The following is a 24,229-nucleotide window of genomic DNA, read 5'->3' as shown; positions in this document are numbered from 1 at the left end:
AGGCCATTGAAACCAGTGCGGCTTAGCCCAGAGCCGGCATAATGTTTTTCAACGCCTGCCGCCAATCTGAAGGCACAACCTGACATGCTTTGATTTTCTCACAGTCCAGGCTCGAGTAGGCCGGGCGTTTGGCCGGCGTAGGGTACTGTTCGGTCGTTATACCATTTACCTGTGGCGACCTCTCCAGAAGACCTTCGGCCATAGCCGCAGCAAAAATCGCTTCGGCAAACTCACTCCAGGTCACTTCCTTGTCGCCGCAGAAATGATAAACCCCACCTTCTGCCTGACGCTGCAACAGGTCTATAATCGCCTGCGCAATGTCGCCCGCGTAGGTCGGGCAACCGCGTTGATCGGCGACAATGCCCAGCACATCGCGATCTTTAGCCAGCCGCAGCATAGTTTTGACAAAGTTATTGCCGTACTCGCTAAACACCCACGCAGTGCGGATGATGATCGCATCAGGATGGGTGCTGGCGACCGCGATCTCCCCATCAAGCTTGGTTTTACCGTAAGCGCCCAACGGGTTGGTCACATCCGCTTCGCGGTATGGAACCTTCGCCTGACCGTCGAAAACATAGTCGGTAGAAACATGGATCAGACGACAGCCCGCCGCTGCCGCGGCCTCCGCCAGGTTTTTAGGGCCCTGTTCGTTGATCCGCGCCGCCAGTTCGCCCTCGGTTTCCGCCTTATCAACGGCGGTATATGCCGCCGTATTCACTATCGCGTCAGGCCGGTATTCGGCAACCACCTGCTTCACCTTGGCCAAATCGGTGATATCCAGACTGTCACTGTCGGTGGCCAGCATCTCCCACCCCGCCGGCAGGCGATCGCAAAAACAGCTACCCAACTGCCCTCTCGAACCGGTTAACAGCACTTTCATTGCACCAGCTCCCGGAACAGTTTGCCGACCTTGTCTTTCTCCGACAACAGCGGATTATCAATCGGCCATTCGATGCCGACCTGCGGATCGTTCCACAGCAGACAACCTTCATGCGCCGGATTGTAATAATCCGTGCACTTGTATTCAAAATCGGCAATGTCAGAAAGCACCACAAAGCCGTGGGCCAGGCCAGGCGGCACCCAAAACTGGGTTTTGTTTTCCTCGGACAGGAGCACCCCATCCCAGACACCGTACGTCGGCGAGTCAGGACGAATATCGACAACAACATCGAAAACTTCACCGCGGACGACACGTACCAGCTTGCCCTGCGGATTAACCTTCTGAAAATGCAAGCCACGCAGCACGCCGCGCGACGAACGGGAATGGTTGTCCTGGACGAAATCCAAATCAATACCCAGCATCTGCTGATAACGCGTCTTCTCAAAGGTTTCCAGAAAGAAACCACGGGTATCGCCAAATACCTTGGGCTGAATGATTTTCACACCGTCGATTTTAGTCTCTGTGACTTGCATGTTATTTCTCCATAACCAGGTGCGACAGATATTGACCATACAGCGTCTTGCCCAGTAATTTGGCTTCGGCTGCGACCTGTTCACGGTTCAGCCACCCCTTGCGGTAGGCGATCTCCTCCAGGCAGGCCACCTTGAAGCCCTGACGTTTTTCGATAGTGTGAATAAACTGCGAAGCCTCAATCAGGCTGTCGTGAGTACCGGTGTCCAGCCAGGCAAAGCCGCGCCCCAGCAGCTCAACATTGAGTGCGCCTTTATCCAGGTACATCTGGTTCAGCGTGGTGATTTCCAACTCGCCGCGCGGCGACGGTTTTACCTGTTTCGCCATCTCCACGACATCACTGTCGTAGAAATACAGCCCGGTAACTGCCCAGTTGGACTTCGGTACCGCTGGCTTTTCCTCCAGCGACAGTGCGCGGAAATTCTCGTCAAACTCCACCACGCCAAAGCGTTCCGGATCCATCACCTGGTAACCGAAAACCGTTGCCCCCTGGTTGCGTTCAGCCACAGACTCCAGTTTCTTACCAAAACTCTGGCCGAAGTAGATATTGTCTCCCAGCACCAGTGCACAACTGTCGCCATTGATGAACTCTTCACCAATAATGAACGCCTGTGCCAAGCCATCCGGGCTCGGCTGGATTTCATAGCTCAGTGAAATGCCAAAGCGGCTGCCATCACCTAGCAGGCGCTGGAAGGCGGGCATATCTTCTGGGGTAGTGATAATCAAAATGTCGCGGATGCCGGCCAGCATAAGCACCGACAACGGATAATACACCATTGGCTTATCGTAGATCGGCAGCAGTTGCTTGGACACGCCGCGGGTGATAGGGTAAAGGCGTGAGCCTGAACCACCAGCCAAAATAATACCTTTCATTTCAATGCCTTAATATTAATTAACGGGCTAGACCCAGGCGTTCGCCAGCGTAAGAACCGTCTTTCACACGGCTCCACCAGGCCTCATTAGCCAGGTACCATTCGACGGTTTTACGGATGCCACTCTCGAAAGTCTCTTGCGGCTTCCAGCCCAGTTCCGCGTCAATTTTTGAAGCGTCAATCGCATATCGCATGTCATGACCAGGACGATCGGTCACGAAAGTGATCAGATCTTCATACTTGCTCAGATTACCCGGCTTGTTCGGCACCAACTCATCCAACAGGCGGCAAATAGTGCGCACCACATCGATATTCTTGCGCTCGTTATGACCACCAATGTTGTAGGTTTCACCCACTTCCCCCTTGGTCACCACTTTGTACAGCGCACGGGCGTGATCCTCAACATACAGCCAATCGCGCACCTGAGAGCCATTGCCATAAACAGGTAGTGTCTTACCGTCCAACGCATTTAGGATGGTCAGAGGGATCAGTTTCTCCGGGAAGTGATATGGCCCGTAGTTGTTTGAACAGTTGGTCACTATGGTTGGGAAGCCGTAGGTGCGTAGCCAGGCGCGCACCAGATGATCGCTGGACGCCTTAGAGGCAGAGTAAGGACTGCTCGGCGCGTAAGGGGTCGTTTCCGTGAACAGATCGTCGGTACCGTGCAGATCACCGTACACTTCATCGGTAGAAATATGATGGAAGCGGAAGGCTTTCCTCTCTACTTCACCCAGCGTTTGCCAATGCTGACGGGCTGCTTCGAGCAACGTATAGGTGCCGACAATGTTGGTTTCGATGAATGCTGCTGGGCCATCAATAGAGCGGTCGACATGACTTTCCGCCGCAAGGTGCATCACGGCATCCGGTTTGAACTCGGCGAACACGCGGTCCAGCTCCGGACGATTACAAATATCTACCTGCTCAAACGTATAACGATCACTGCCGGCGATCGCTGTTAATGACTCAAGATTACCTGCATAGGTCAGGCTATCCAGCACAAGAATATGGTCATTGGTATCATTAATGATATGTCGTGCGACAGCCGACCCAATAAAGCCTGCACCACCGGTAACAATAATTCTCATAAACCCCTCTAAACAACACCTTAACTTTGTGAAAAAAATTTTAGCACCAGCTACTACCGTCCACAGAGGTACCTGGCGCTGTGCGTAAGATTCCGCGATAACACAGTGAGCTGACAGGCAATATTATCTTTCTGGAGCAATCACCTAATATTGAACATCATACTAAGGATGAGCCGCCCTCGCTACATCTTCACTAAGCAGGCCCCATGAACCTCCAGACATCTATCCTTACAAAAAGCCTACCGTCAAACGCGTCAAAATACCGCCGTCAGCCCGCGCCCGCTGGAACGACAGGCAAAAGCCTCTTGCTGAAAAATAGATGTATCCCCGGAGAACCTTTTATCGGTAGAGAAATAATGCGAAAAACAGCGCCTCACTTAAGCCTGTGCCCATTGCTCGTGCACAAGATAAAAAGCACACATGTTAGTAACATATTTTAAAGAGATGAATATGCATCCGCAACATCGGGTAAAAGCAAGGCCGCGTGAGACGGTTGACAAAGAGGGGGAAAAGCATGTTTTTTCCCCTCTTTGTGGTGAACAGCCGAAAATCAAAAAAAATTGACTTTCCTTGATTTTCTCGTTAGAGAACGCTGACATTCCAGTCTTGTTTTAAGGTTTGTCAGCAGTCTGGCATTTTTCTGAACGTTTTCGACCTGGCGTTTGGCTTCCGGCTGACATTGCTTTTTCATTCTGTTAAGAGAACACAATGCCTAACAACAAAATGAACGCGGCTGGCGTTTTATTCAAACTACTTCAAATAAACGCCACCAGCACGAGCTTGGGCAAGTAAAGTGATAGTCAGGCAATAAAGAATGAATACACAAATAAAGAAGAGTAGTGAAATCACTGCAGGAACATGCAACATTTCTCCAACAATACCAACGGTCGCCAGAAGAGTTGCCAAAAATGCCATAATCATGACAGTTCCGTGAGCAGAGCTGCCTGCACGCATCAGAATATGATGCAAATGTTGACGATCAGGTTTAAAGGGATTATTTCCACATCTAATGCGGCTAATCATGACCCTGACCATATCCATTAATGGTATGGCAATCAACCAGAGGGCAGTTACCGGTTCCATAGCTCTGTTCTCCCCCTGACTTCCCAAAATCAGCACCCAGATAACGGTAAAACCTATCAAAGTACTACCGGCATCCCCCATAAACACCTTGAACTTGCGCCCCCAGATCACACCCAAATTAAGTAAGAGATAGGGTAGGCACGAGACCATGAGGCATAAACACCACAAAGCCATGTCAGTATTACCGTGAATATAGAACACCACAGTTAATGCGCAAAAAGTCACACAGGACAAGGCTCCTAGCAAGCCATCAACCCCATCAACCATATTGAAGGCGTTAATTGCTCCCCATATTGCAAGTACCGTAATAACAGTGCCACCTATCCCTAGAAAAAGTTCGTGTCCGAAAAAGATCTCGCCAAAACTTTTTAGGTACAATCCGTTACAGATCATCAATACAGCGATTGCAGCTTGTAGCGCAACCCTGGGCCATACCGGTAAATCATAACGATCGTCGAGCACTCCAATAGCCAATAGCAATGTGGCGCAGACCATATAAAGAGTGAAGTCCGGCAACCAGGCCGGTTGCATCAAGTAAAGGATCCAAAGTGATAGATAGACAGAAACCCCGCCAACCAAAGGGATATGACCTTGATGAAGTTTTCGACTATTGGGTTTGTCGACTAGCCCAACCCTCCTTGCGACCTTCCTCGCCATAAAAAGAACGGCAAGCGCACTGAAAAAAACGGCCACAATTTCTTGCATATATCAAATACCCCTAGTACTTTTCCTGCTGCTCTACCAGACACGAGCTTTTCCGCAGACAGAGACTAAAAAATGTCGAACTTCTATGTCGTTACATAGCCATCGATATGACAGACTACGTTCTCTGCTACAACAATTAGCCAAGATTATTCTGATTATCCACAATCAACGCACGCTATCAGTATACTGACAAAATAGCGTAAGTTTGTCTAAACAAAGATACAACGAGACAAACATTGATCGGGCCGCAGGCCGCTGCGGACAATTGAGTTAGATGTGCTTGTTAGACTTAAAATGTTTAGCTGTTCAAAAACATTTTGTGTTTATACCTGCTTGCACATCCGAGTGTAAAGCCCTACATCCAGAACCAATGAAAACCCAATAGACTCATTGAAAATTATTGCCCGCGCAATGAAAAGGGGGGCTTTTGGGAAAGAAAAAATGAAGTATGTAAGCCATTACCGCACCTGCCAGCACGGTAATATCAATAAATGCGGTGTGCTACCGGTAACCTTTCGGGTTCTTTTTCTGCCAATTCCAGGTATCGCGCATCATTTCATCGATACCGCGCCGCACTTCCCAACCCAGGTCCTCACGGGCAAGATTCGCGTCAGCCCAGAAAGCGGCTAGATCTCCATCACGGCGCGGTAAGATCTGATACGGTATTTTTACACCTGATACTTTTTCAAAAGCCCTCAGTGTCAGGATAGTTGTCACCCCTTCTGAAATTAATTCCGAGGGCAACGAAGTGACAAATGAAACGCATTTCTTCAGAACATAAAGCCAGCGTGTTGGCAAAACTGCTTCCCCCTTACAACATGACCGTCGCCGCGGTTGCACAGATGGAAGGGATATCGGAAGCTACTCTCTATAATTGGCGCAATCAGGCTAAAGCAGAGGGAAAACCGGTGCCAGGTGCAGATAAAAACAGTGAACAGTGGCCTACCGAAGCGCTGCTGGCTGTTATCGTGGAAACTGCCATGTTGGGTGAGGCACAAATCGCCGAATATTGTCGTAAAAGGGACTCTATCCTGCTCAGATAACCCAGTGGAAACAGGCCTTCTTGCAGGTGTCTTCCGGCGATGACAAAACGAACTCAAGCTCGTTCAAAAAGAAAACAAACAGTTGAAAAAGGAACTGCTGCGCAAAGAAAAGGTCTTGGCGGAGGCGGCAGTGATCCTGGTATTACGAAAAAAACTCAAGGACTATTACGGGGAAACGGACGAGGACGAGTGACGTCGGGTGATGACCGCCAACAGTTTATCCAGTGGATAAATGAAGTGGTGGCCGCAGGCGCACGGCGGGCAGTGGCCTGTCGTGAAGTTAACCTCCGTGTGCGTACCTGGCAACGCTGGCAAACATCGCCGGAAGACCGTAGGACGGATGCGGTTCGCCCTGCCCCGCAGGGAAGAGCAGCAAATACGGGCTGTCTGCCATCAGTCAGAGTATGCCAGCCTGCCGCCATCCCAAATCGTACCGCGACTGGCGGATCAAGGCATTTATCTGGCGAGTGAATCGACCCTTTATCGCGTTCTGCGTCGGCATGGGGAGGTTCATCAGCGTGGACGCAGTCTCCGACCAAGCCGGGTGAAACCGCTGACGACGTTCGCCGCCTCCGGGCCCTGCCAGGTGTGGACCTGGGACATCACGTGGTTGCCTTCGGTGGTGCGGGGCCGTTGGTACTATCTGCACCTGGTGGAGAATGTGTTCAGCCGAAAATCACCGGTGCAGAAGTCCACGAAACCGAGAGTGGAGAGTTGGCCGCAGCACTGATGCAACGAACAGTGCTGCATGAGCGTTGTTATCGTCATCCTCTGGTGCTGCATGCGGATAATGGGGCGGCGATGAAGTCACAAACCCTGCAGGCCAAACTGGTCGAGTTGAATATCTCCCCTTCACACAGCAGACCGAGGGTGAGCAATGATAATTCGTATGTGGAGTCGTTGTTCCGCACGTTGAAATATGTGCCTCAGTGGCCGTCTTTGGGCTTTAAAAACGTGGAGGAGGCACGGGTCTGGGTCGATAAATTATCCGTTGGTATAATCAAGAGAGCCGACACCGTGGCATAGGTTATGTGACGCCCGAGCAACGGCATACGGGTGAAGACAGAGAGTTACTCGCTCGACGTGATACGCTGTATCAAGCGGCCAGGAGCGTGAACCCAAACGGTGGTCAGGGCCGACCCGAAACTGGCAACGGAAGGATGTCATCATGCTCAATCCTGAACGGGAAAAACAGGCTGCATAAATTAACTTGGGGTGACAACTTCATTGACACTTATCGAATACAAATCTAAACGTTATGACTGCCGTTTTCCATTAGTTCACGCTAATACGTGATGAACCAAACTTTTGGCTCTATCAACTTAACACCCGCAACTCTCGTGCCATGTACAATCATTTAAAACTCACCCATGTATGATGCTTAAATCAACGATGCCGTGATAGCCGCACCGCCGCAGATGAAGCTAGCTGTATGCTACCCTATGGCTCTTAAATTAAAGCCAAGCGGAGCAGTCAATCAAACGGCGTAGAGTAGCACTAATAGACAAAACATCCATACAGATACGCGGGTTTAGCTGCTAGATGATGGTATCAACTGTTACCTCCAATTGTGCCTGCTCAATCTTTCTTAGCATAAGAAATGACAGGTTATACATCGTATATTTTATCAAAACATCACGTAACATTTTAGTATGGTATTTATTCTCTTGGATAATTAACTATGAATTCAGGCGGAAGGAAAATTTAAATAAGGAGTATAAATCAGTCAATCGACAGGACAGGTTAAATAGAGAGCATAATAATCACGTTATTAACAGACAACCAAACAACCGTCCTGAAGAATACTTTCCCATTCAAGAGCGACGACGAGAGGATATAGACTTACACCGAGGGTGCATTCCAGATAAATATGCTTTAATGGTTGATAAAACATTATCTAATTTAAAACTGGCAAGATTAATTAAAATCCTCTTCAAAAGATGAACATGCATCCGCAACGTTGGATATCTTCTTGTTGTGATTGCAGTATCAATAAGGCGTTCTTTTATTCGGAATGGACTTTCCTTCCCTTCAGTGCGGGAAAGTGAATGTTTGAGGTGTGAAGAGGTTTTTATTTTAAAACGCTCACCTTTATCCATTAACTGATAAATTCTGCGAAAAATACTTACATCAACACCATACAATGCATAGTTTTCATCGAATAGACTTACATTGTGCTTATGAAATTTTTCGACCAAAGAATGATGAATAACCAAACCCGAACCGATCGAAAATGAGGTTCTAGGATCGAGCTCACGATCGACAGTGACGACTTTTTTCGCCTCAATGGGATAGTAAGTAACATGATCAGTACGAGATATAATACGCGGCAACTCCATATCAGCTTCGTTAGCGTTTATTGCTCGCACGAACTCATTGGTAATTGTAGAATCATCATCTAATATAATAAATTGCTTGGCATTGCGGTTATTATTAATAAATTCATTATACAATATGCTCAATGGAGAATTGGATAAGCAGTTAATTAATTCCACCTCTTTAAATTTATCGTTTAATCTTCTTGCCACATCACCAACTAAGGAGATACTCTTTGGTCCATTATTGTGAATGACAAGCTTACTATTAAGGAAGTCATACTCCACCAGAGTATTTAAAGTAATTGAATCCTCTATATTTTTATTATAAACAACCACAACTATCGCATTATCATATCTCATTACAGCCCCTCTGAAGCAGAACACACGCAACAACCAACGGTGAGTGTTCAACAAAAAACCGTTTATAACTACTCTAAGGAAGTAGCAAACGGTTTTTATATTAGAATATATTTTTAGTTCTTGGTTCGCTATTCACTGTGACAAACAGAAATAACGTCATCGACGCGTTGTTTCCATAAGGAAAGAGTTACACCTTGACTCTTTATTTTTTCACAATCAAGGACAGAATACTTTGGTCGTTTGGCCGGCGTAGGGTACTGTTCTGTGGTGATACCATTTACTATCGGTTTTTTGGCTAACACCCCCTGCCGTAATGCAGATGCAAAGATAACCTCCGCAAATTCGTTCCAAGAAACTATTTCATCACCGCAAAAATGATAAATTCCACCGTCTGATTCTCTCTGCAGGAGTATAATTATTGCTTGTGCGATATCCCCTGCATATGTAGGACACCCAAACTGATCGGAAACCACCCCCAGCGCATCGCGATCTTTTGCCAACCTCAGCATTGTTTTAACAAAATTATTACCGTATTCGCTGAAAACCCAAGCTGTACGAATAATCAAGGCCTCAGGTTGAATATTAAGAACACCAATTTCACCACCCAGTTTTGTCTTACCATACACTCCGAGAGGATTAGTTAACGCTGTTTCAATATAGGGTGTACTGGCTTCGCCATCGAACACATAATCAGTCGAGATATGTACCAAACGAGCACCAACCTCGTTCGCTGCTTGAGCCAGGTTTTTTGGCCCTACTTCATTAATCAGCGTGGAAATTTCATGCTCAGCTTCTGCTTTATCAACTGCAGTGAATGCCGCTGCATTCACAACAAAGTCAGGTTGGTACTCGAGCACAGCACGCCTCACTGTCTCAAAGTCGGTAATATCCAGAACATCGGAATCTGTAGCCCAAACATGCCATCCCTCAGGAAGACGATCCTGGAAACAACTTCCCAATTGCCCTCTTGCACCAGTGAGTAGAACTTTCATTATGCGAGATCCTCAAGCAGCTTCCCGATCTTATCCTTCTCAGACAATAATGGATTTTCGATGGGCCACTCAATGCCGATGGCAGGATCGTTCCATAATAAACAATCTTCATGAACCGGGTTATAATAATCTGTGCACTTATATTCGAAATCAGCCGTCTCAGATAGAACTACAAAACCATGTGCTAAGCCTGGCGGAACCCAAAACTGGGTTTTATTTTCTTCCGACAGTACAACTCCTTCCCAAGCACCGTAGGTTGGTGACCCCTTGCGGATATCTACTACAACATCAAAGACCTCACCACGGACTACACGCACCAGTTTGCCCTGCGGGTTCTGCTTTTGAAAATGCAAGCCTCTCAAAACGCCTTTTGAGGAACGCGAGTGGTTGTCTTGTACGAAATCCAAGTCAATATTTAACATTTCCTGATAACGTTTTTTTTCAAACGTTTCCAGAAAGAACCCACGCGCATCGCCAAAGACTTTCGGTTGAATGATTTTTACACCGTCAATGCGGGTATTGGTGACTTGCATGTTATTTCTCCACCAGTAGCTGAGTTAAATATTGACCATATTGCGTTTTACTGAGGCGGCGAGCTTCTTCTGCCACCTGTTCCCGTGTTAGCCAACCTTTGCGGTAAGCTAATTCTTCTAAACAAGCGATCTTGAATCCCTGTCGATGCTCAATAGTATGAATAAATTGGGCAGCCTCAATCAGACTATCGTGAGTTCCAGTGTCCAACCAAGCGAAACCACGTCCCAAAATCTCAACGTTAAGTTTCCCCCGCTCCAAATACATTTGGTTCAGCGTAGTAATTTCTAACTCGCCGCGGGAAGACGGTTTAACTTGCTTAGCCATTTCAACCACATCGCTATCATAGAAATAGAGACCGGTTACTGCCCAATTGGATTTAGGCGCTGCCGGTTTTTCTTCCAGCGACAAAGCCCGGAAATTCTCATCAAACTCCACAACACCAAAACGTTCGGGATCCATAACCTGGTAACCGAACACGGTAGCACCTTCAGGGCGCTCAGCAACGTTCTCCAACTTTTTGCCAAAGCTTTGACCAAAGTAGATATTATCGCCCAATACCAATGCGCAGCGATCTCCATTGATAAATTCTTCACCAATAATGAATGCCTGTGCCAGCCCGTCCGGATTGGGTTGTACCTCATAGCTTAAATTTATACCGAAACTGCTACCGTCCCCCAATAAGCGCTTGAACGATGGTAAGTCCTCCGGGGTAGTAATCAACAGAATGTCCCTGATCCCCGCAAGCATCAGCACCGAAATTGGATAATATACCATCGGTTTGTCATAAATAGGCAACAGCTGCTTGGATACGCCACGCGTAATCGGATATAGGCGTGTACCTGATCCGCCAGCCAAAACAATACCTTTCATTGTTAATTCCTTAAAATTGTTTAGCTAGTCAACCCCAAACGTTCACCTGCATAAGAACCATCTTTTACGCGGCTCCACCACTGTTCATTTGCCAGATACCACTCAACCGTTTTGCGTATACCGCTCTCAAACGTTTCCTCTGGTGCCCAGCCCAGTTCTTCTTCAATCTTCGTAGCATCAATGGCATAGCGCATATCATGGCCTGGTCGGTCGGCAACATAAGTTATCAATGTTTCGTATTTAACGACTCCCGCAGGTTTTTCTGGCGCCAACTCATCCAAAAGACGACAAATACTTTGAACCACCTCAATATTTTGGCGTTCGTTGTGGCCACCGATATTATAAGTCTCTCCCACAACACCTTTCGTCATCACCGTATATAGAGCACGGGCGTGATCCTCAACATATAGCCAATCTCTAACCTGAGCACCATTGCCATATACCGGTAATGGCTTCCCTTCTAAAGCATTCAATATGATGAGTGGAATCAGCTTTTCAGGGAAATGGTACGGTCCATAGTTGTTAGAGCAGTTGGTGACGATTGTTGGCAAGCCATAAGTACGCAACCAAGCTCGAACTAAATGATCACTGGCGGCTTTCGACGCCGAATATGGGCTGCTTGGAGAATAAGGTGTTGTTTCAGTAAATAAATCGTCGATGCCATGCAGGTCACCATAAACTTCATCTGTTGATATATGATGAAAACGGAAGCCTTGCTTCGCCTGAGCATCTAAGCCTGACCAATATTGACGCGCCGCCTCAAGTAAAGTATAAGTACCAACAATATTCGTTTCAATAAATGCGGCAGGGCCATCAATAGAACGATCAACATGACTTTCGGCTGCCAGATGCATTATAGCATCGGGTTTAAAAGTGAAAAATACGCGATCCAGCTCTTGGCGGTTACAAATATCCACCTGTTCAAATGAATAGCGTTCATTGCCTGTAATACTCACCAAGGATTCTGGGTTTCCGGCATAAGTCAAACTATCCAACACCAAAATATGGTCATTTGTGTCATTAATGATATGCCGGGCAACCGCTGAACCAATAAAACCAGCACCACCAGTAACTATAATTTTCATAGACCCCTCTAGACCACACTAAGCAGTGACAGTCGACTATATTTTTAAACTTTTATGAAGAATATTTTCATCATTTGAAATAGGCGATACGCCAAAACACACTAAATATCACCGGCAATTATTGAAGCCACTTAATGCAATTCAACGATAACCGTTTGGATTTTTACTCTGCCAATTCCAAGTATCACGCATCATTACATCAATATCACGATGAACCGCCCAGCTTAATTCGCGTTTAGCAAGTTCGGCATCAGCCCAAAAAGCAGGTAGGTCACCTTCCCTACGTGGTAAAATTTGGAATGGGATGGTTGTGTTGGACGCTTTTTCAAATGCGGCGATCATTTCCAGCACGGAATACCCTACGCCGGCCCCCAAATTATAAGCCTTGAAACCCTCTGTATTGTTCAGCTGATCCATTGCTGCCAGATGGCCTTCTGCAAGATCCATTACATGGATATAATCACGGACACCTGTGCCATCTTTAGTCGGGTAATCACCGCCAAACACCCCTAATTTTTCCAGTTTACCAATAGCAACCTGGGAAATATAGGGCAGCAGATTGTTAGGGATACCGTTTGGATCCTCACCAATTAAGCCAGACTCATGAGCACCTACTGGATTAAAATAGCGCAACGCAATGATGGAAAACTGAGGTTCGGCCTTGGCGAAATCCTGTAGAATTTGCTCGACCATCAGTTTAGACGTACCGTAAGGGCTGGTTGTTCCGCCAATCGGGGTAGTTTCAACATAGGGCACCGGGGAGTTGGCACCATATACAGTCGCTGAAGAGCTGAAGATAAACTGATACACCCCTGCTTGGCGCATTTCCTCCAACAAGACTAAAGTACCGGTGACATTGTTTTGATAGTACTCAAGGGGTTTACGAGTCGATTCGCCCACAGCCTTCAAGCCAGCAAAATGAATGACAGAAGTAATTTTGTGGCTTGCAAAAATCCGCCCCAAACACTCGCTGTCCTGCACATCTCCAGGATAGAACACCGCAGCCTTACCAGTCAGTTGTTCCACGCGATGGAGGGATTCTTCAGATGAGTTGGTCAGATTATCCAACACCACAACTTCCTCATCACGTTGCAGCAAGGCCAGCACGGTATGTGAGCCAATATAACCAGCACCGCCAGTGACTAAAATCGCCATGAAAACTCCATTTACACCTACCAGGTGTCCTAAGTGGGAAGATGATGTACTTTAAACGGGTAAATACGTGACAAAAATCGAACAAGAAGTAGGGGCTTTCCTGTATTCAGATGCGCCTTCACTATTCCCCTTCAGCAACAACCTTTGGATTATATTCACACAGCGGAATTCGAAGCATATCAAGAATTTCTGCAGTTTTTTCCTGCATTAATGCCACATCTGCACGCGACTCTACGTTTAGGCGAACTACCGGCTCGGTGTTGGACGAACGCAGGTTAAAACGCCAGTTACCAAACTCCATACTGATACCATCGGTGTAATCCACTTCATCAGCCTGAGCCAGATAATGTTGCTTGACGCTTTCAATTGACGCAGCCGGCTGTGTCAGTTTGATGTTGATCTCCCCGGACGAAGGGTAAGCCGCAATGCGGTCCTGCACCAGTTGCCCGAGGGTTTGCCCTTTAACACAGACCAATTCAGCCACCAGCAACCACGGGATCATACCGCTGTCACAATAGGCAAAATCGCGGAAGTAATGGTGCGCACTCATTTCTCCACCATAAATAGCGTCTTCCGCACGCATACGTTCCTTAATAAAAGCATGCCCGGTTTTCGACATTACCGGTACCCCACCCGCTTCGCTCACCACATCAATGGTGTTCCAGCTCAAGCGAGGGTCATGAATGATTTTTGCGCCTGGTTGTTTTTGCAAGAAAGCTTCTGCCAGAAGGCCAACGATATAATATCCTTCAATAAAGTCGCCTTTTTCGTCAAACAGGAAGCAACGGTCAAAATCGCCGTCGAAGGCAATCCCCATATCTGCACCATGCTCGCGCACCGCATTGGCAGTGTCTGCACGACACTCTGGCAATAACGGGTTGGGGATACCATTCGGGAAGGTACCATCCGGTTGGTGATGAACCTTGATAAACTCCAACGGGACGTTCAAAGCTTTCAGGGAGGCCTCAATAGCATCGATCACATGCCCGGCAGCGCCATTACCAGAGTTGATAACCAATTTCAGTGGCTTAAAGTTTACAAAATCTACATAAGACAGCACATGCTGAACATAATCGGCCAACACGTTCTGACGAACATAACTGCCACGAGTCGCGGCCGGCGCTGGAAATTGGTTTTTCTCCGCCAGCTCCTGAATTGCGCGCAAGCCGGTATCACCGCTGATAGGGCGTGAGCCCTCACGAACCAGCTTCATTCCGTTGTAGTCGATCGGGTTATGGCTTGCGGTCACTTCTACACCGCCATCCGCTTTCAGATGGGAGGTGGCAAAATAGACCTCTTCGGTGCCGGTCATACCAATGTCAATCACGTCGGTGCCAGCGTCCTGCAGGCCCTTTGCCAACGACAGCTTCAAGCTTTCGCTGGTTAGGCGTACATCGCTGCCGAGAACGATGGTCTTTGGCTTTAGGAACTCGCCATAAGCGCGCCCAATACGGTAGGCGATATCATCATTCAGTTCCTCACCCAACTTACCGCGCACATCATAAGCTTTAAAACAGGATAACTTTTCCATCACCAAATCCTTTAATTAAACTCGGCCGTACCGATCATGTAAACGCTCAATGTCATCTTCTTCCAGGTAAAATCCTGATCGAACCTCAATGATTTCAAGATCGATTTTGCCTGGGTTCTCCAGGGTGTGGACACTGCCGGCAGGGATGAATGTAGATTGGTTCTCTGATAAGAAGAATTCTTTGTCTTCAACATTCACTTTTGCCGTACCGCTAACGACAACCCAGTGCTCTGCGCGATGAAGGTGGCGCTGCACTGACAATCCCTCACCAGGACGAACAATGATTTTTTTGACCTGGAAATGCTCGCCACTGTCGATATCACAGATCTTGCCCCATGGGCGATAAGAAGAGGAATGCTGACGGAAGTGATGAAGATTGCGTTTTTTGAGCTCATCGACCACTTTTTTGACGTCTTGGACGCGATCTTTCGTCGAAATCAACAATGCATCATTGGTATTTATCACTATCAAGTCATTCAAACCGATGGTGGCAACTAGCGCGGCATCAGATGATATATAGTTATTATTCGAATCGATGGAGATAATCTCACCGACGTTGACATTCCCGCGAGCATCTTTTTCTGAAACCTCCCACAACGATGTCCATGAACCTACATCGCTCCAGCCGGCATCAATGGGGATCACCACTGCATCACGTGTTTTTTCCATCACCGCATAATCGATGGAGTCACTTGGGCAATGCTTAAATATTTCTTGATCAACACGGATAAAATTCATATCACGCTGGCTGTCGACCACAGATTGTTGTGTTGTACTGAAGATCTCAGGGCTGAACTGTTGCAGCTCTTGCAAAAATTTGGCAGTTTTAAACATGAACATGCCACTGTTCCAACTAAACTCGCCACTGGCCAGATATTCAACGGCTTTTTCCAGACAAGGTTTTTCTACAAAAGCGTCGACTTTAAAGCATTCGCCAGAAAGCGCACTGCCGCGTTTGATATAGCCGTAGCCCGTTTCTGGATGCCCTGGAATGATACCGAAAGTCACCAAGTTGTTTTCGGTAGCATGTTGAATAGCCGTTTTTATTGCCGCGTGAAAGTTTTCCACCTTTGTAATCAAATGATCTGCGGCCAGCACCAAAAGCATACTGTCTTCGTCTTCTTCTGCGGCCAGATGTGCTGCCAATGCAACAGCTGGTGCAGTATTGCGTCCAACAGGCTCTAAGATAATATTTGTTGCAAGTTGTTCGATTTCACGCAGTTGTTCCGCGACCAGAAAACGATGATTTTCATTGCAGATGACTAATGGCGCGGCGACTTCGACGCCCTTTAGTCCAGATAAACGCTGCAGAGTTTGTTGCAGCAAACTAAATCCACTGTCATCAATGGATAAAAACTGCTTTGGAAAAGATTCACGAGATAATGGCCAGAGACGGCTTCCAGTTCCACCAGCCATAATTACTGGGATTATTTTAGACATGATTTACCCTTTGCTAACCTGCTACTCTTGAAGTGATGAAAATACTGAGTTCACCACAATATCATTTGGAATTAGTCCGATGGCAGCACTGTGACTTCACGTCAAACCAATAGCCATAAAAACAATAAACTCATGCAATTAATGATATAATTTAAAAAACATCAACGATGTCATCGAGACTTTTAAATATCAATTTTTGCGCATGTTCGACGGCATCTTTAAGACCTTCTGCTGGCCCTGCTATAGCATGCTTTATTGTTCCAGATATTTCATCGACAGATAACGGCTTATGGTAGGGGCCGACACTCCATGTTTCTAAGAATGATACTAATTTTGTAATATCATCATTAATACAGAAATGTGGTATTTGAAATGACATAGCGGTGATCACACCATGTAAACTAGTCCCATAAAAACCAATAGACTTGGCAATGACATACATAATCTCCCAAACATTTAGCTCATTAAGCAATAACAGATTATGTTCAGAGCAAGCTTTTACTTTTTCAAGGAAAATAACATCATCGTGACCGCTGGCATAACCAATAGGCAGTAAAACAGCGTCGATACCATGTTCACGACGAATTTTCCCTAACTCATCGGCCATCTGTTTTGCGCTAAACTTAACCTTATACGGACAAGCTTGAATGGTAATAAACTTGCCTTTACTTAAAACACTCTTGATCTCATCGCGAACTTTTGTTTCAAGATAATCTATATCGACAACTTTTGACATCATCAACACAGAGTCTGGGACCAATTTCACATTTCCTATTTCAGCCACACCTTTATATGTCCGCTCATCACGCACTGATATATAATCGGCTTGTTTTATTTTTTCTAATTGAGACCCGTTAGGTACTGCACCAACGGTGTTATATATCACCTTAACTTTATTGGTGAATGACTCTTTTTGAGGGATGTAAGGGAAGTCCCATACAGCATCATATTTCTTTTTCGCAAGGGTAATAAGTAGGGATGGACTTACTCTACGCAACAGACGAAGGAATCTCACAGCGATCGGGTTTTCCTGAACATGAATATATAATATTCCCACGTCCGCCCCTAGTATCTCACCCCCTACCAGTACAACTGTTGAATTATCAGGTGCATTAAGCAAACCTCTCATTGCCACTGTTCTTTTACAGCCATAGCTTTGGAGGTCAGAATCCTTTATTGATGAAAAAACAAATTCAATATCTTTAACTTTATCTTCATGATACTTATTAAAATACATTTCTAGCAAAATCGGCATTAAGTTATCACCATAATTATACCGATCAAAAGCACCATACAAAATGACCTGACGTTTATCAGAATTAACATTCAACATATTTAAAGTTACCCTTTGATAGCTTTTCTAATTCGAAAGATTGCGCCAAAGACCCACAGTGACTTTGATTTCTGCAAAAATGAAACCCGTGTCTTATGGTTAAAAAAATCAAACAAATAAGATGCAAAGAAATAAGCAACGAGAGTAGCGAACGCTGCCCCCTCTGAACCGAATTTTGGTATGAGGATAAAATTCAGGCTAATAGCTATAGCTAAACCCATAATGTTACGTGTCAATGCATAGACCTGAAGTCCCTCATTGATATACCATCGCCCACTCGCAGAGCTTAGAAAATAAAATATACTTACCCAAGCGTAAATTTTTATCAAGTGTGAAGCTTCAGCATATTGAGAACCATAGAATAAACTGATGATATAATCAGAAAGTATGGTCACAACGATAGCCAAGCTGATACCGGCAACCACCATAATATCATATAAAAACTGCATTCTTTCATTATAGCGTTCCTCACTGATATCCTTTTCTTTAATTATTTTAGGAAATAATGACGACACTATTGCTACTGGGAAGAAATACCAAACCTCGACCATTTTTACAGCCACTGAGTAGATACCGACAGCAGCATTATCGACCATGTTGCCTATCATGATTTGGTCGACACGCATATAAAGCATTAATGCTAGGCCGGATAAAATCAATGGCCAACTTTGTGATAATAATTTTTTTGCTGTCGAGGAATCGAACTGCCAAACTATATTTATTTTTTTTCGACGATACAAGTAAATTAAAAGTAGAGCGACAATAAGAGCCTCAACAGTAACGGTAACAGCTATAATAACATAAGACCCTCCTAACAATATCGCTCCAATCTTCAGAGCTGAACTTGTGACGAAAGCTATGTTTTGTGCAATAACAGTATATTTAGCTGATATGACAGACTCAAACCAATACTTTATAATATCTGTTGATCTTAATAATACTGATGGCACCATTACCAATACTATGAGTAGAACGCTCCACTCATTCGGCCTAAGTATCATGGTACTCATAATAACGAGAAAACTCGCCAATATACTGCCGACAATCTGTAAAACAAATGAGGAACCCATGATAATACTGGCTTGGTCCGGCGTCCTGACTAACTCTCTGACGACAACACCATTCATCCCCAATGAAGCGACCGCGGTATATATCGCAATCATCGCCAGTGCATAATTGAAAATACCAAACTGGTCAGGCCCCATATACCTTGCAAGCCAAACACTTACCAAGAACCCTAGCCCCATTCGTATGATGCTATCACCAGATAGCCACAGCATATTCAATATCGATTTGTTTTGTGAAAATCGAGAAAATAATCCCATAATAAATTTTTTCGCCTAGTCTTCATTTCAAGCTGTTTTATGACACTATTTAGTGCCATCGAGTAGTCGCTTCGGCAGGCCGAGGCGGCTACATTAGAGAAATCAAGCCACGCTACCGCCCTTGGCTTGCAGTTACCAATCACTGTTTTCGCTTTACCGATTTCGATTAATTACCCACTCTTTTGCTTACGGGAACAGCCCGTACAACAACGTTACATAGGTGAGTAACAAATTCATCCCTTGAGCCAGGTATCCAGGGCCTATTCAACGTCTAAAAAACAACATCGAAGCCCCCTCCGATGCATTAGCCAGCTGCTATCCGATAACATAACGTATGAGCGCAAAAAAGAGCAGCTTTCGGCTGCTCTTTCAGATTAATACTTAGAGTGAAATGGCTATTTGTCGCATTATTGTTCAGCGATTGATGGCAAAGTACTGCGCCACGCGTTTTACATCTCTTTCATCAAGGGTTCCCGAATCACTCAGCAGCGTAATCCAGGATTTTATGTAGGTGTACTTTGCCGAGGCCAGATCACGTTGGGCACTGTACAACTGTTGCTCGGCATTAAGCACATCGACGTTGACGCGTTGCCCCGCCAGCACGCTCTGGCGTGTTGCCGTTACCTGAGTGGTCGCCGACTTCACCGCCAACTCGTAAGCCGCCAATTTGGCGCGGCTGCTAATGCACAAATTATACTGTTTACGCAGATCGTTAAGCGTAGTGCCCACCTGCGCATCCATTTCGTACATCGCCTGCCCGTATCGTGATGCAGCCTGGCGAGTCGATGCCGAAACCCCACCGCCGGCGTAGATCGGCATACTCACCTGCACGCCAATACTGTCAGTGCGATATTTTTGGTTAACCGTATTATCGCTGCTGGAGTCATTCTCAGAATGCGAGGCGTAGAGCTGCACCTGCGGCATAAAACCGGCACGATTTCTCTCCACTTCATATTTCGCCGCATCAACCCCGTGGCGAGAGGCCGCCAACATCGGATTATTCTCGAGGGCAATTTTTTGCCACTCTTCAAACTTTGATGGGATCAACGGCGCCACCTGGAATTTGCCAGGGCGTAGCAGCTGTACGTCATCGAGCTGATTGAGTGGCATACCAATAATGACTTCCAACTCGCGCTGAGCCGCGTCCAGCGCATCACGCGCCTCAATTTCCTGCGCCTCTGCCAGGCTGTAGCGCGCCTGAGTCTCGGAAACGTCGGTAATGGTGCCCTCACCCGCGCTCATTAAACGATCGTTCAGCGACAACTGTTCTTTATAGGCTGCTTTTTGCGCTGAGGCTAAAGCGATTTGGTCCTTGGAGTAAGCCACTTCCACATAGGCGGAGATCACCCGTACGGCCAAATCAAGAAACTTGCTGCGGTAGCGCTCATCAGACATCAGCGTCTGCGCCACGCCAGCCTTGTAGCGCGCATAAGCCTCATAATCGAACAGCGGTTGTGTCAGCGTTACCGAGCTGGAATAACTGCGGTACTGCTGCCGCTTGGTGGTTTCACCAAGACTGTTGCCAAAAATGTCACTCGCCGGGTACTTTTGCGTTTGCCAGTTTCTCGGTGAGTTTTGGTAATTAAGCGATACCTTCGGCAGCAGCCCCGCCCTGCCGATATTTTCGTTTTCGTCTCCCGCCTCTTTCTCTTTTATAGCCGCCCTAAAGGTCGGATCTTTTTCAAGTGCCAGCGAATATGCGTCTATAATCCCTATCGAATGAACCGGCGCAGCTATCGCAAACAAGAGGGTACTGATAGCAAGGCCAGCAACCTGTCGTTTAAATTGAATCAAAATTATTCCTCGGTTAATGAAGTATGAGCGCGATCCAAAATAGGTTTAAACAGATAACTCAACAGTGAGCGCGAGCCGGTCTTCACAAACACCTCCACAGGCATCCCCGGTTTGATGTCTTCGCCACTGAGCAATTTCATGCCCTCGGGGGAAACCGTGACCTGCATTTGGTAGTAGGGCTCGCCATTGGCCTTGTCGACCAGACGGTCGGCAGAAACCAACGTCACCGTCCCCGGTATTTTCGGGGTCTTGTTTTGGTTGAAGGCGGTAAACATCAAATCCACCGGCAACCCGTTGTACACTTTATCAATCAGCTCTACCTTGAGGCGTGAATCCACCACCAATGTAGCCTGGCTGGGTACAACGTCCATCAGGTGGTCACCCGCTCCCACGACGCCCCCCTGAGTAAAGATATTTAACCCAACGACAGTCCCATCCACCGGCGAACTGATAGCGGTGTTGCCGAGGTCAAAATTCGCCATTTCCAGCTTGTTTCTAAACTCGCTGGCATCCATCTGCGTTTGCGCCAACTGAGTTCTGACTTCGCGTTGATAGTCGGCAAAGCGTTGGTCGATCCGCTGCTGAGACTCCTGCAACTGTTTTTGTACCTGGCCAATTCGCCCAACGGTTTCATCGATACTGCTGTTCACTTCTGCAAACTGACGCTGGACTTCCAGATAACGGTTGCGCGGTAAATAACCGTCCGCCGCCAGTTGCTTCATGCTGTTCATCTGTTCGCGCAGGCTGGAAAGCTGGATTTGCTTGTTGACCCTTGAGTCCTGCAGGCCCTTCAGTTGGAAACGCATACCGTCCATTGACTGTTTATAGCCGTCAACTTCGCTTTGTAGCCCTATGCGACGGGAAGAGAATAACTGCGTTTGCAATGCGATGATCTCAGCGACCCGCGGCTGAGCCTGGATGGTTTCAAAAACAGGAGAAAAAGTGACTTTGCTTAATCCATCACGTTCAGCCAGCAAACGCCCTTCGCTGGCAAGCGTGGTGTAATATTGGTCACGAAGCGAGTCAACCTGTGCCTGGGCCTGAACCTGGCTCAACTGCACCAGCACCTCGCCCGCTTTAACTTTGTCGCCTTCTTTTACCGTGATACTTTTGATGATGCCGCTGGCCGGGGCCTGTACGGTTTTACGATTGCCGGAAACGGTCACCGAACCTGGTGACGCGACCCCTTTATCCAAAGGTGCAAACGCAGCCCAGGCGAAGAAGCCAAACAGGCCAATCCCAACCACTAACCACCCCATGCGGGTGAAACGCCGTTCATCCTGTGGGATCTGTTCTGAATACGAGTCTTGCGGCTCGCCAATGTGCGTAGACATACCAACTCCTTTGACTGCAGACGGCATTTTGGCGCCGCCCGGCAAGTACACAGCTTAATTAATTTGAGTTTTTGGAATATTGCCTTCGTCCGGCTCGGAGTTGACTGCGCGCACCGCCTGCTGTGGAGTTTGCGCCTTCTGCGCATTGGCCAACGCTTGCAACACCTGCTGAGTTGGGCCAAATGCATTGACGGTACCGTTCACTAACAGCAGCAGCTTGGTGGTCATCGACAACAGATTGGTTCGATGGGTAATCAGGATCACCGTTTTATTACGCTGTTTAAGGAACAGGATCGCCTGATTTAACGCTTTTTCACCGGCATCATCCAGATTGGAATTGGGTTCATCCAATACGATCAAGGAAGGATCGCCATACAGCGCACGGGCCAGGCCAATACGCTGCTTCTGTCCGCCGGATAATCCCGCCCCGCCATTGCCGATGATCGAATCATAGCCATTAGGAAAACGCAGGATCAGCTCATGGACTCCGGCCAACTTGGCGGCTTCAATCACTTTCTCAGAATCGATGTCGTTAAAACGAGCGATGTTCTCGGCAATGCTGCCGGCGAACAGTTCGATATCCTGCGGCAGATAACCGATGAAAGGCCCCAGTTCGTCTTTGTTCCATTGGTAAATGTCGGCGTTATCAAGCCGCACAATACCTTCACTGACCGGCCAGATACCTACCAACAAACGCGCCAACGTGGACTTACCAGAAGCGCTTGGCCCGATAATCCCCAGAACGTCACCCGGCTGGATCGCGAAGCTGACATTATGTAATACCGCATCGCCTTTGGAGCCCGGAGGCGTGGCAGTAACACCTTCAACAGAGATGACCCCTTCCGGCCGCGGCAAAGACATACCCATACCGCGTGGCGGATGTTTATCCAGTAATTTCACCAGGCGCTGATAGGAGAGTTTGGCAGAGCTCCAGCTCTTCCAAACGTTGATCACCTGTTCGATAGGTGCCAGTGTACGTCCCATCAGGATAGAACCAGCAATCATCATGCCGGGGGTAATATGGCCATCTATCGCCAACCAGCCACCCAGTCCCAGCACCAGGGATTGCAACGAAAGACGAACAAACTTGGTTATGGAGGTAACGGTAGTGGCACGCTCGCTGGCGACACGTTGGCTATTCAGAAATCTCTGATGCAAACCGAACCAGCGGCGCTTTAGATTAGGTAGCATGCCCAATGCCTCGATCACTTCGGCATTACGCAAATTGGTACTCGCCAAACTGCTGGACATGATCGATAACTTGCTGGCTTCTCCCAACGGTTTCTTGGAAACCATTTCGTTGACCACCGCCAACGCAACCAGCAGCAGTGAGCCAACCAGAGCGAATAATCCCAACCACGGGTTAAACAGGAAAATCACCAGCAGGTAAATCGGGAACCAGGGCGCATCGAAGAACGCAAACAATGCGCTACCGGTCAGAAACTGCCGTACGGTGGTCAAATCACCCAGCATCTGCCCTGCGTCGGAAGAGCCATTTTGCAGATTGGATTCATAGGCCGCGGTGTAAACACGGGTGTTTAATCGCATATCCAACTGACTGCCGATACGGATTACAACCATGCTACGGACATACTCAAGAAGCGCCATCATGCCGAACAATCCCAGCATAATCAGCGTTAACATCAGCAAAGTGATTTCATTACCTGAAGGAAGTACCCTGTCGTAGACCTGCAACATATAGACAGAGGGAACTAACATTAATAAATTTATAAATGCGGTGAATATGCCAACGGTCCAGAAGATTTTACTGCGTGTCCGTATAACATCCGCAATTTCATTACGCGGTATAAATTGATTCACTTTCTGCCCTTACATCATGTGCACTGTCAGTCCAATCCGCATTGATTTCTTCTAAGGAAATTCTTAAAAATAATTAAAAATAAAGAAAATCCTAAAGAAGCCCCCTCAAACATGCTCGAGACTGCAGATACTTTTTTT

Annotated in this window: 18 protein-coding genes and 2 pseudogenes; 1 reads left to right on the top strand and 19 read right to left on the bottom strand. The window is 47.0% G+C overall.

Annotated features, from left to right (window positions below):
• Positions 1 to 22 precede the first annotated feature (22 nt).
• The 6 genes and pseudogenes from rfbD (ACNT1W_RS10145) to ACNT1W_RS10120 form a co-directional block, all read right to left on the bottom strand.
• A complete protein-coding gene (gene rfbD, locus ACNT1W_RS10145) occupies positions 23 to 880 on the bottom strand; it encodes a dTDP-4-dehydrorhamnose reductase (protein WP_261130004.1) in 858 nt (285 codons plus the stop codon).
• The gene (gene rfbC, locus ACNT1W_RS10140) at positions 877 to 1,413 is read right to left on the bottom strand and encodes a dTDP-4-dehydrorhamnose 3,5-epimerase (protein WP_413477376.1); all 537 of its coding nucleotides are present in this window, start codon (positions 1,411 to 1,413) and stop codon (positions 877 to 879) included. The genes rfbD (ACNT1W_RS10145) and rfbC (ACNT1W_RS10140) overlap by 4 nt, the downstream gene beginning before the upstream one ends.
• A gap of 1 nt (position 1,414) precedes the next feature.
• The gene (gene rfbA, locus ACNT1W_RS10135) at positions 1,415 to 2,284 is read right to left on the bottom strand and encodes a glucose-1-phosphate thymidylyltransferase RfbA (protein WP_261130019.1); all 870 of its coding nucleotides are present in this window, start codon (positions 2,282 to 2,284) and stop codon (positions 1,415 to 1,417) included.
• Between the two features lie 19 nt (positions 2,285 to 2,303).
• Entirely contained in the window at positions 2,304 to 3,368 is a 1,065-nt protein-coding gene (rffG, locus tag ACNT1W_RS10130; RefSeq protein ID WP_413477377.1) for a dTDP-glucose 4,6-dehydratase, read from the bottom strand.
• A 750-nt stretch (positions 3,369 to 4,118) separates the two neighbouring features.
• Positions 4,119 to 5,156 carry a UDP-N-acetylglucosamine--undecaprenyl-phosphate N-acetylglucosaminephosphotransferase gene (gene wecA / locus ACNT1W_RS10125; protein ID WP_419246737.1) on the bottom strand — a complete coding sequence of 346 codons (1,038 nt, stop codon included), beginning with the start codon at positions 5,154 to 5,156 and terminating at the stop codon, positions 4,119 to 4,121.
• A gap of 501 nt (positions 5,157 to 5,657) precedes the next feature.
• Positions 5,658 to 5,852 (bottom strand): annotated as a pseudogene (locus ACNT1W_RS10120) (UDP-glucose 4-epimerase); the annotation flags it as partial.
• Between the two features lie 59 nt (positions 5,853 to 5,911).
• Between ACNT1W_RS10120 and ACNT1W_RS10115 the strand changes: the two are divergent.
• Positions 5,912 to 7,403: pseudogene (locus tag ACNT1W_RS10115) on the top strand (IS3 family transposase).
• 610 nt (positions 7,404 to 8,013) lie between these two features.
• Here the strand turns inward: ACNT1W_RS10115 and ACNT1W_RS10110 are convergent.
• The 13 genes from ACNT1W_RS10110 to ACNT1W_RS10050 form a co-directional block, all read right to left on the bottom strand.
• The gene (locus ACNT1W_RS10110; RefSeq protein WP_419246736.1) at positions 8,014 to 8,877 is read right to left on the bottom strand and encodes a glycosyl transferase; all 864 of its coding nucleotides are present in this window, start codon (positions 8,875 to 8,877) and stop codon (positions 8,014 to 8,016) included.
• Between the two features lie 128 nt (positions 8,878 to 9,005).
• Entirely contained in the window at positions 9,006 to 9,869 is an 864-nt protein-coding gene (gene rfbD / locus ACNT1W_RS10105; protein ID WP_261130037.1) for a dTDP-4-dehydrorhamnose reductase, read from the bottom strand.
• Positions 9,869 to 10,402: a dTDP-4-dehydrorhamnose 3,5-epimerase gene (gene rfbC / locus ACNT1W_RS10100; RefSeq protein WP_419246735.1), complete on the bottom strand. Its 534-nt coding sequence runs from the start codon at positions 10,400 to 10,402 to the stop codon at positions 9,869 to 9,871. Before rfbC (ACNT1W_RS10100) ends, rfbD (ACNT1W_RS10105) begins: the two co-directional genes overlap by 1 nt.
• 1 nt (position 10,403) lies before the next feature.
• On the bottom strand, positions 10,404 to 11,273 hold the full coding sequence (rfbA, locus tag ACNT1W_RS10095) for a glucose-1-phosphate thymidylyltransferase RfbA (protein ID WP_261130050.1): 870 nt from the start codon (positions 11,271 to 11,273) through the stop codon (positions 10,404 to 10,406).
• A 20-nt stretch (positions 11,274 to 11,293) separates the two neighbouring features.
• Positions 11,294 to 12,358: a dTDP-glucose 4,6-dehydratase gene (gene rfbB, locus ACNT1W_RS10090; RefSeq protein WP_419246734.1), complete on the bottom strand. Its 1,065-nt coding sequence runs from the start codon at positions 12,356 to 12,358 to the stop codon at positions 11,294 to 11,296.
• A gap of 141 nt (positions 12,359 to 12,499) precedes the next feature.
• Entirely contained in the window at positions 12,500 to 13,513 is a 1,014-nt protein-coding gene (gene galE, locus ACNT1W_RS10085; protein WP_419246733.1) for a UDP-glucose 4-epimerase GalE, read from the bottom strand.
• 121 nt (positions 13,514 to 13,634) lie between these two features.
• On the bottom strand, positions 13,635 to 15,044 hold the full coding sequence (gene cpsG, locus ACNT1W_RS10080; RefSeq protein ID WP_419246864.1) for a phosphomannomutase CpsG: 1,410 nt from the start codon (positions 15,042 to 15,044) through the stop codon (positions 13,635 to 13,637).
• Positions 15,045 to 15,059: 15 nt separating this feature from the next.
• Positions 15,060 to 16,484, bottom strand: a complete 1,425-nt coding sequence (locus tag ACNT1W_RS10075) for a mannose-1-phosphate guanylyltransferase/mannose-6-phosphate isomerase (protein WP_261130057.1) — start codon at positions 16,482 to 16,484, stop codon at positions 15,060 to 15,062.
• Positions 16,485 to 16,635: 151 nt separating this feature from the next.
• Positions 16,636 to 17,817 (bottom strand): polysaccharide pyruvyl transferase family protein, encoded by a 1,182-nt coding sequence (locus tag ACNT1W_RS10070; RefSeq protein ID WP_419246732.1) that lies wholly within the window; start codon positions 17,815 to 17,817, stop codon positions 16,636 to 16,638.
• A gap of 8 nt (positions 17,818 to 17,825) precedes the next feature.
• On the bottom strand, positions 17,826 to 19,142 hold the full coding sequence (locus ACNT1W_RS10065; RefSeq protein WP_419246731.1) for a flippase: 1,317 nt from the start codon (positions 19,140 to 19,142) through the stop codon (positions 17,826 to 17,828).
• 414 nt (positions 19,143 to 19,556) lie between these two features.
• Entirely contained in the window at positions 19,557 to 20,936 is a 1,380-nt protein-coding gene (locus tag ACNT1W_RS10060) for a TolC family outer membrane protein (protein ID WP_419246730.1), read from the bottom strand.
• 2 nt (positions 20,937 to 20,938) lie between these two features.
• Positions 20,939 to 22,270, bottom strand: a complete 1,332-nt coding sequence (locus tag ACNT1W_RS10055; RefSeq protein WP_012006030.1) for an HlyD family type I secretion periplasmic adaptor subunit — start codon at positions 22,268 to 22,270, stop codon at positions 20,939 to 20,941.
• A gap of 54 nt (positions 22,271 to 22,324) precedes the next feature.
• Complete coding sequence (locus tag ACNT1W_RS10050) at positions 22,325 to 24,091, bottom strand: type I secretion system permease/ATPase (protein ID WP_012006029.1); 1,767 nt, start codon at positions 24,089 to 24,091, stop codon at positions 22,325 to 22,327.
• Positions 24,092 to 24,229 lie beyond the last annotated feature (138 nt).

It is taken from the genome of Serratia sp. NFX21, from assembly GCF_048517035.1.
GTDB lineage: Bacteria > Pseudomonadota > Gammaproteobacteria > Enterobacterales > Enterobacteriaceae > Serratia > Serratia quinivorans.
The sequence above is the reverse complement of the archived record's forward strand: the minus strand, read 5'-3'. Positions and strand labels throughout refer to the sequence as shown.

What these genes read in the sequence shown, in the direction of transcription:
- rfbD (WP_261130004.1), bottom strand. Translation starts at nt 880, where the DNA reads ATGAAAGTGCTGTTAACCGGTTCGAGAGGGCAGTTGGGTAGCTGTTTT.
- rfbC (WP_413477376.1), bottom strand. Translation starts at nt 1,413, where the DNA reads ATGCAAGTCACAGAGACTAAAATCGACGGTGTGAAAATCATTCAGCCC.
- rfbA (WP_261130019.1), bottom strand. Translation starts at nt 2,284, where the DNA reads ATGAAAGGTATTATTTTGGCTGGTGGTTCAGGCTCACGCCTTTACCCT.
- rffG (WP_413477377.1), bottom strand. Translation starts at nt 3,368, where the DNA reads ATGAGAATTATTGTTACCGGTGGTGCAGGCTTTATTGGGTCGGCTGTC.
- wecA (WP_419246737.1), bottom strand. Translation starts at nt 5,156, where the DNA reads ATGCAAGAAATTGTGGCCGTTTTTTTCAGTGCGCTTGCCGTTCTTTTT.
- ACNT1W_RS10110 (WP_419246736.1), bottom strand. Translation starts at nt 8,877, where the DNA reads ATGAGATATGATAATGCGATAGTTGTGGTTGTTTATAATAAAAATATA.
- rfbD (WP_261130037.1), bottom strand. Translation starts at nt 9,869, where the DNA reads ATGAAAGTTCTACTCACTGGTGCAAGAGGGCAATTGGGAAGTTGTTTC.
- rfbC (WP_419246735.1), bottom strand. Translation starts at nt 10,402, where the DNA reads ATGCAAGTCACCAATACCCGCATTGACGGTGTAAAAATCATTCAACCG.
- rfbA (WP_261130050.1), bottom strand. Translation starts at nt 11,273, where the DNA reads ATGAAAGGTATTGTTTTGGCTGGCGGATCAGGTACACGCCTATATCCG.
- rfbB (WP_419246734.1), bottom strand. Translation starts at nt 12,358, where the DNA reads ATGAAAATTATAGTTACTGGTGGTGCTGGTTTTATTGGTTCAGCGGTT.
- galE (WP_419246733.1), bottom strand. Translation starts at nt 13,513, where the DNA reads ATGGCGATTTTAGTCACTGGCGGTGCTGGTTATATTGGCTCACATACC.
- cpsG (WP_419246864.1), bottom strand. Translation starts at nt 15,044, where the DNA reads ATGGAAAAGTTATCCTGTTTTAAAGCTTATGATGTGCGCGGTAAGTTG.
- ACNT1W_RS10075 (WP_261130057.1), bottom strand. Translation starts at nt 16,484, where the DNA reads ATGTCTAAAATAATCCCAGTAATTATGGCTGGTGGAACTGGAAGCCGT.
- ACNT1W_RS10070 (WP_419246732.1), bottom strand. Translation starts at nt 17,817, where the DNA reads ATGTTGAATGTTAATTCTGATAAACGTCAGGTCATTTTGTATGGTGCT.
- ACNT1W_RS10065 (WP_419246731.1), bottom strand. Translation starts at nt 19,142, where the DNA reads ATGGGATTATTTTCTCGATTTTCACAAAACAAATCGATATTGAATATG.
- ACNT1W_RS10055 (WP_012006030.1), bottom strand. Translation starts at nt 22,270, where the DNA reads ATGTCTACGCACATTGGCGAGCCGCAAGACTCGTATTCAGAACAGATC.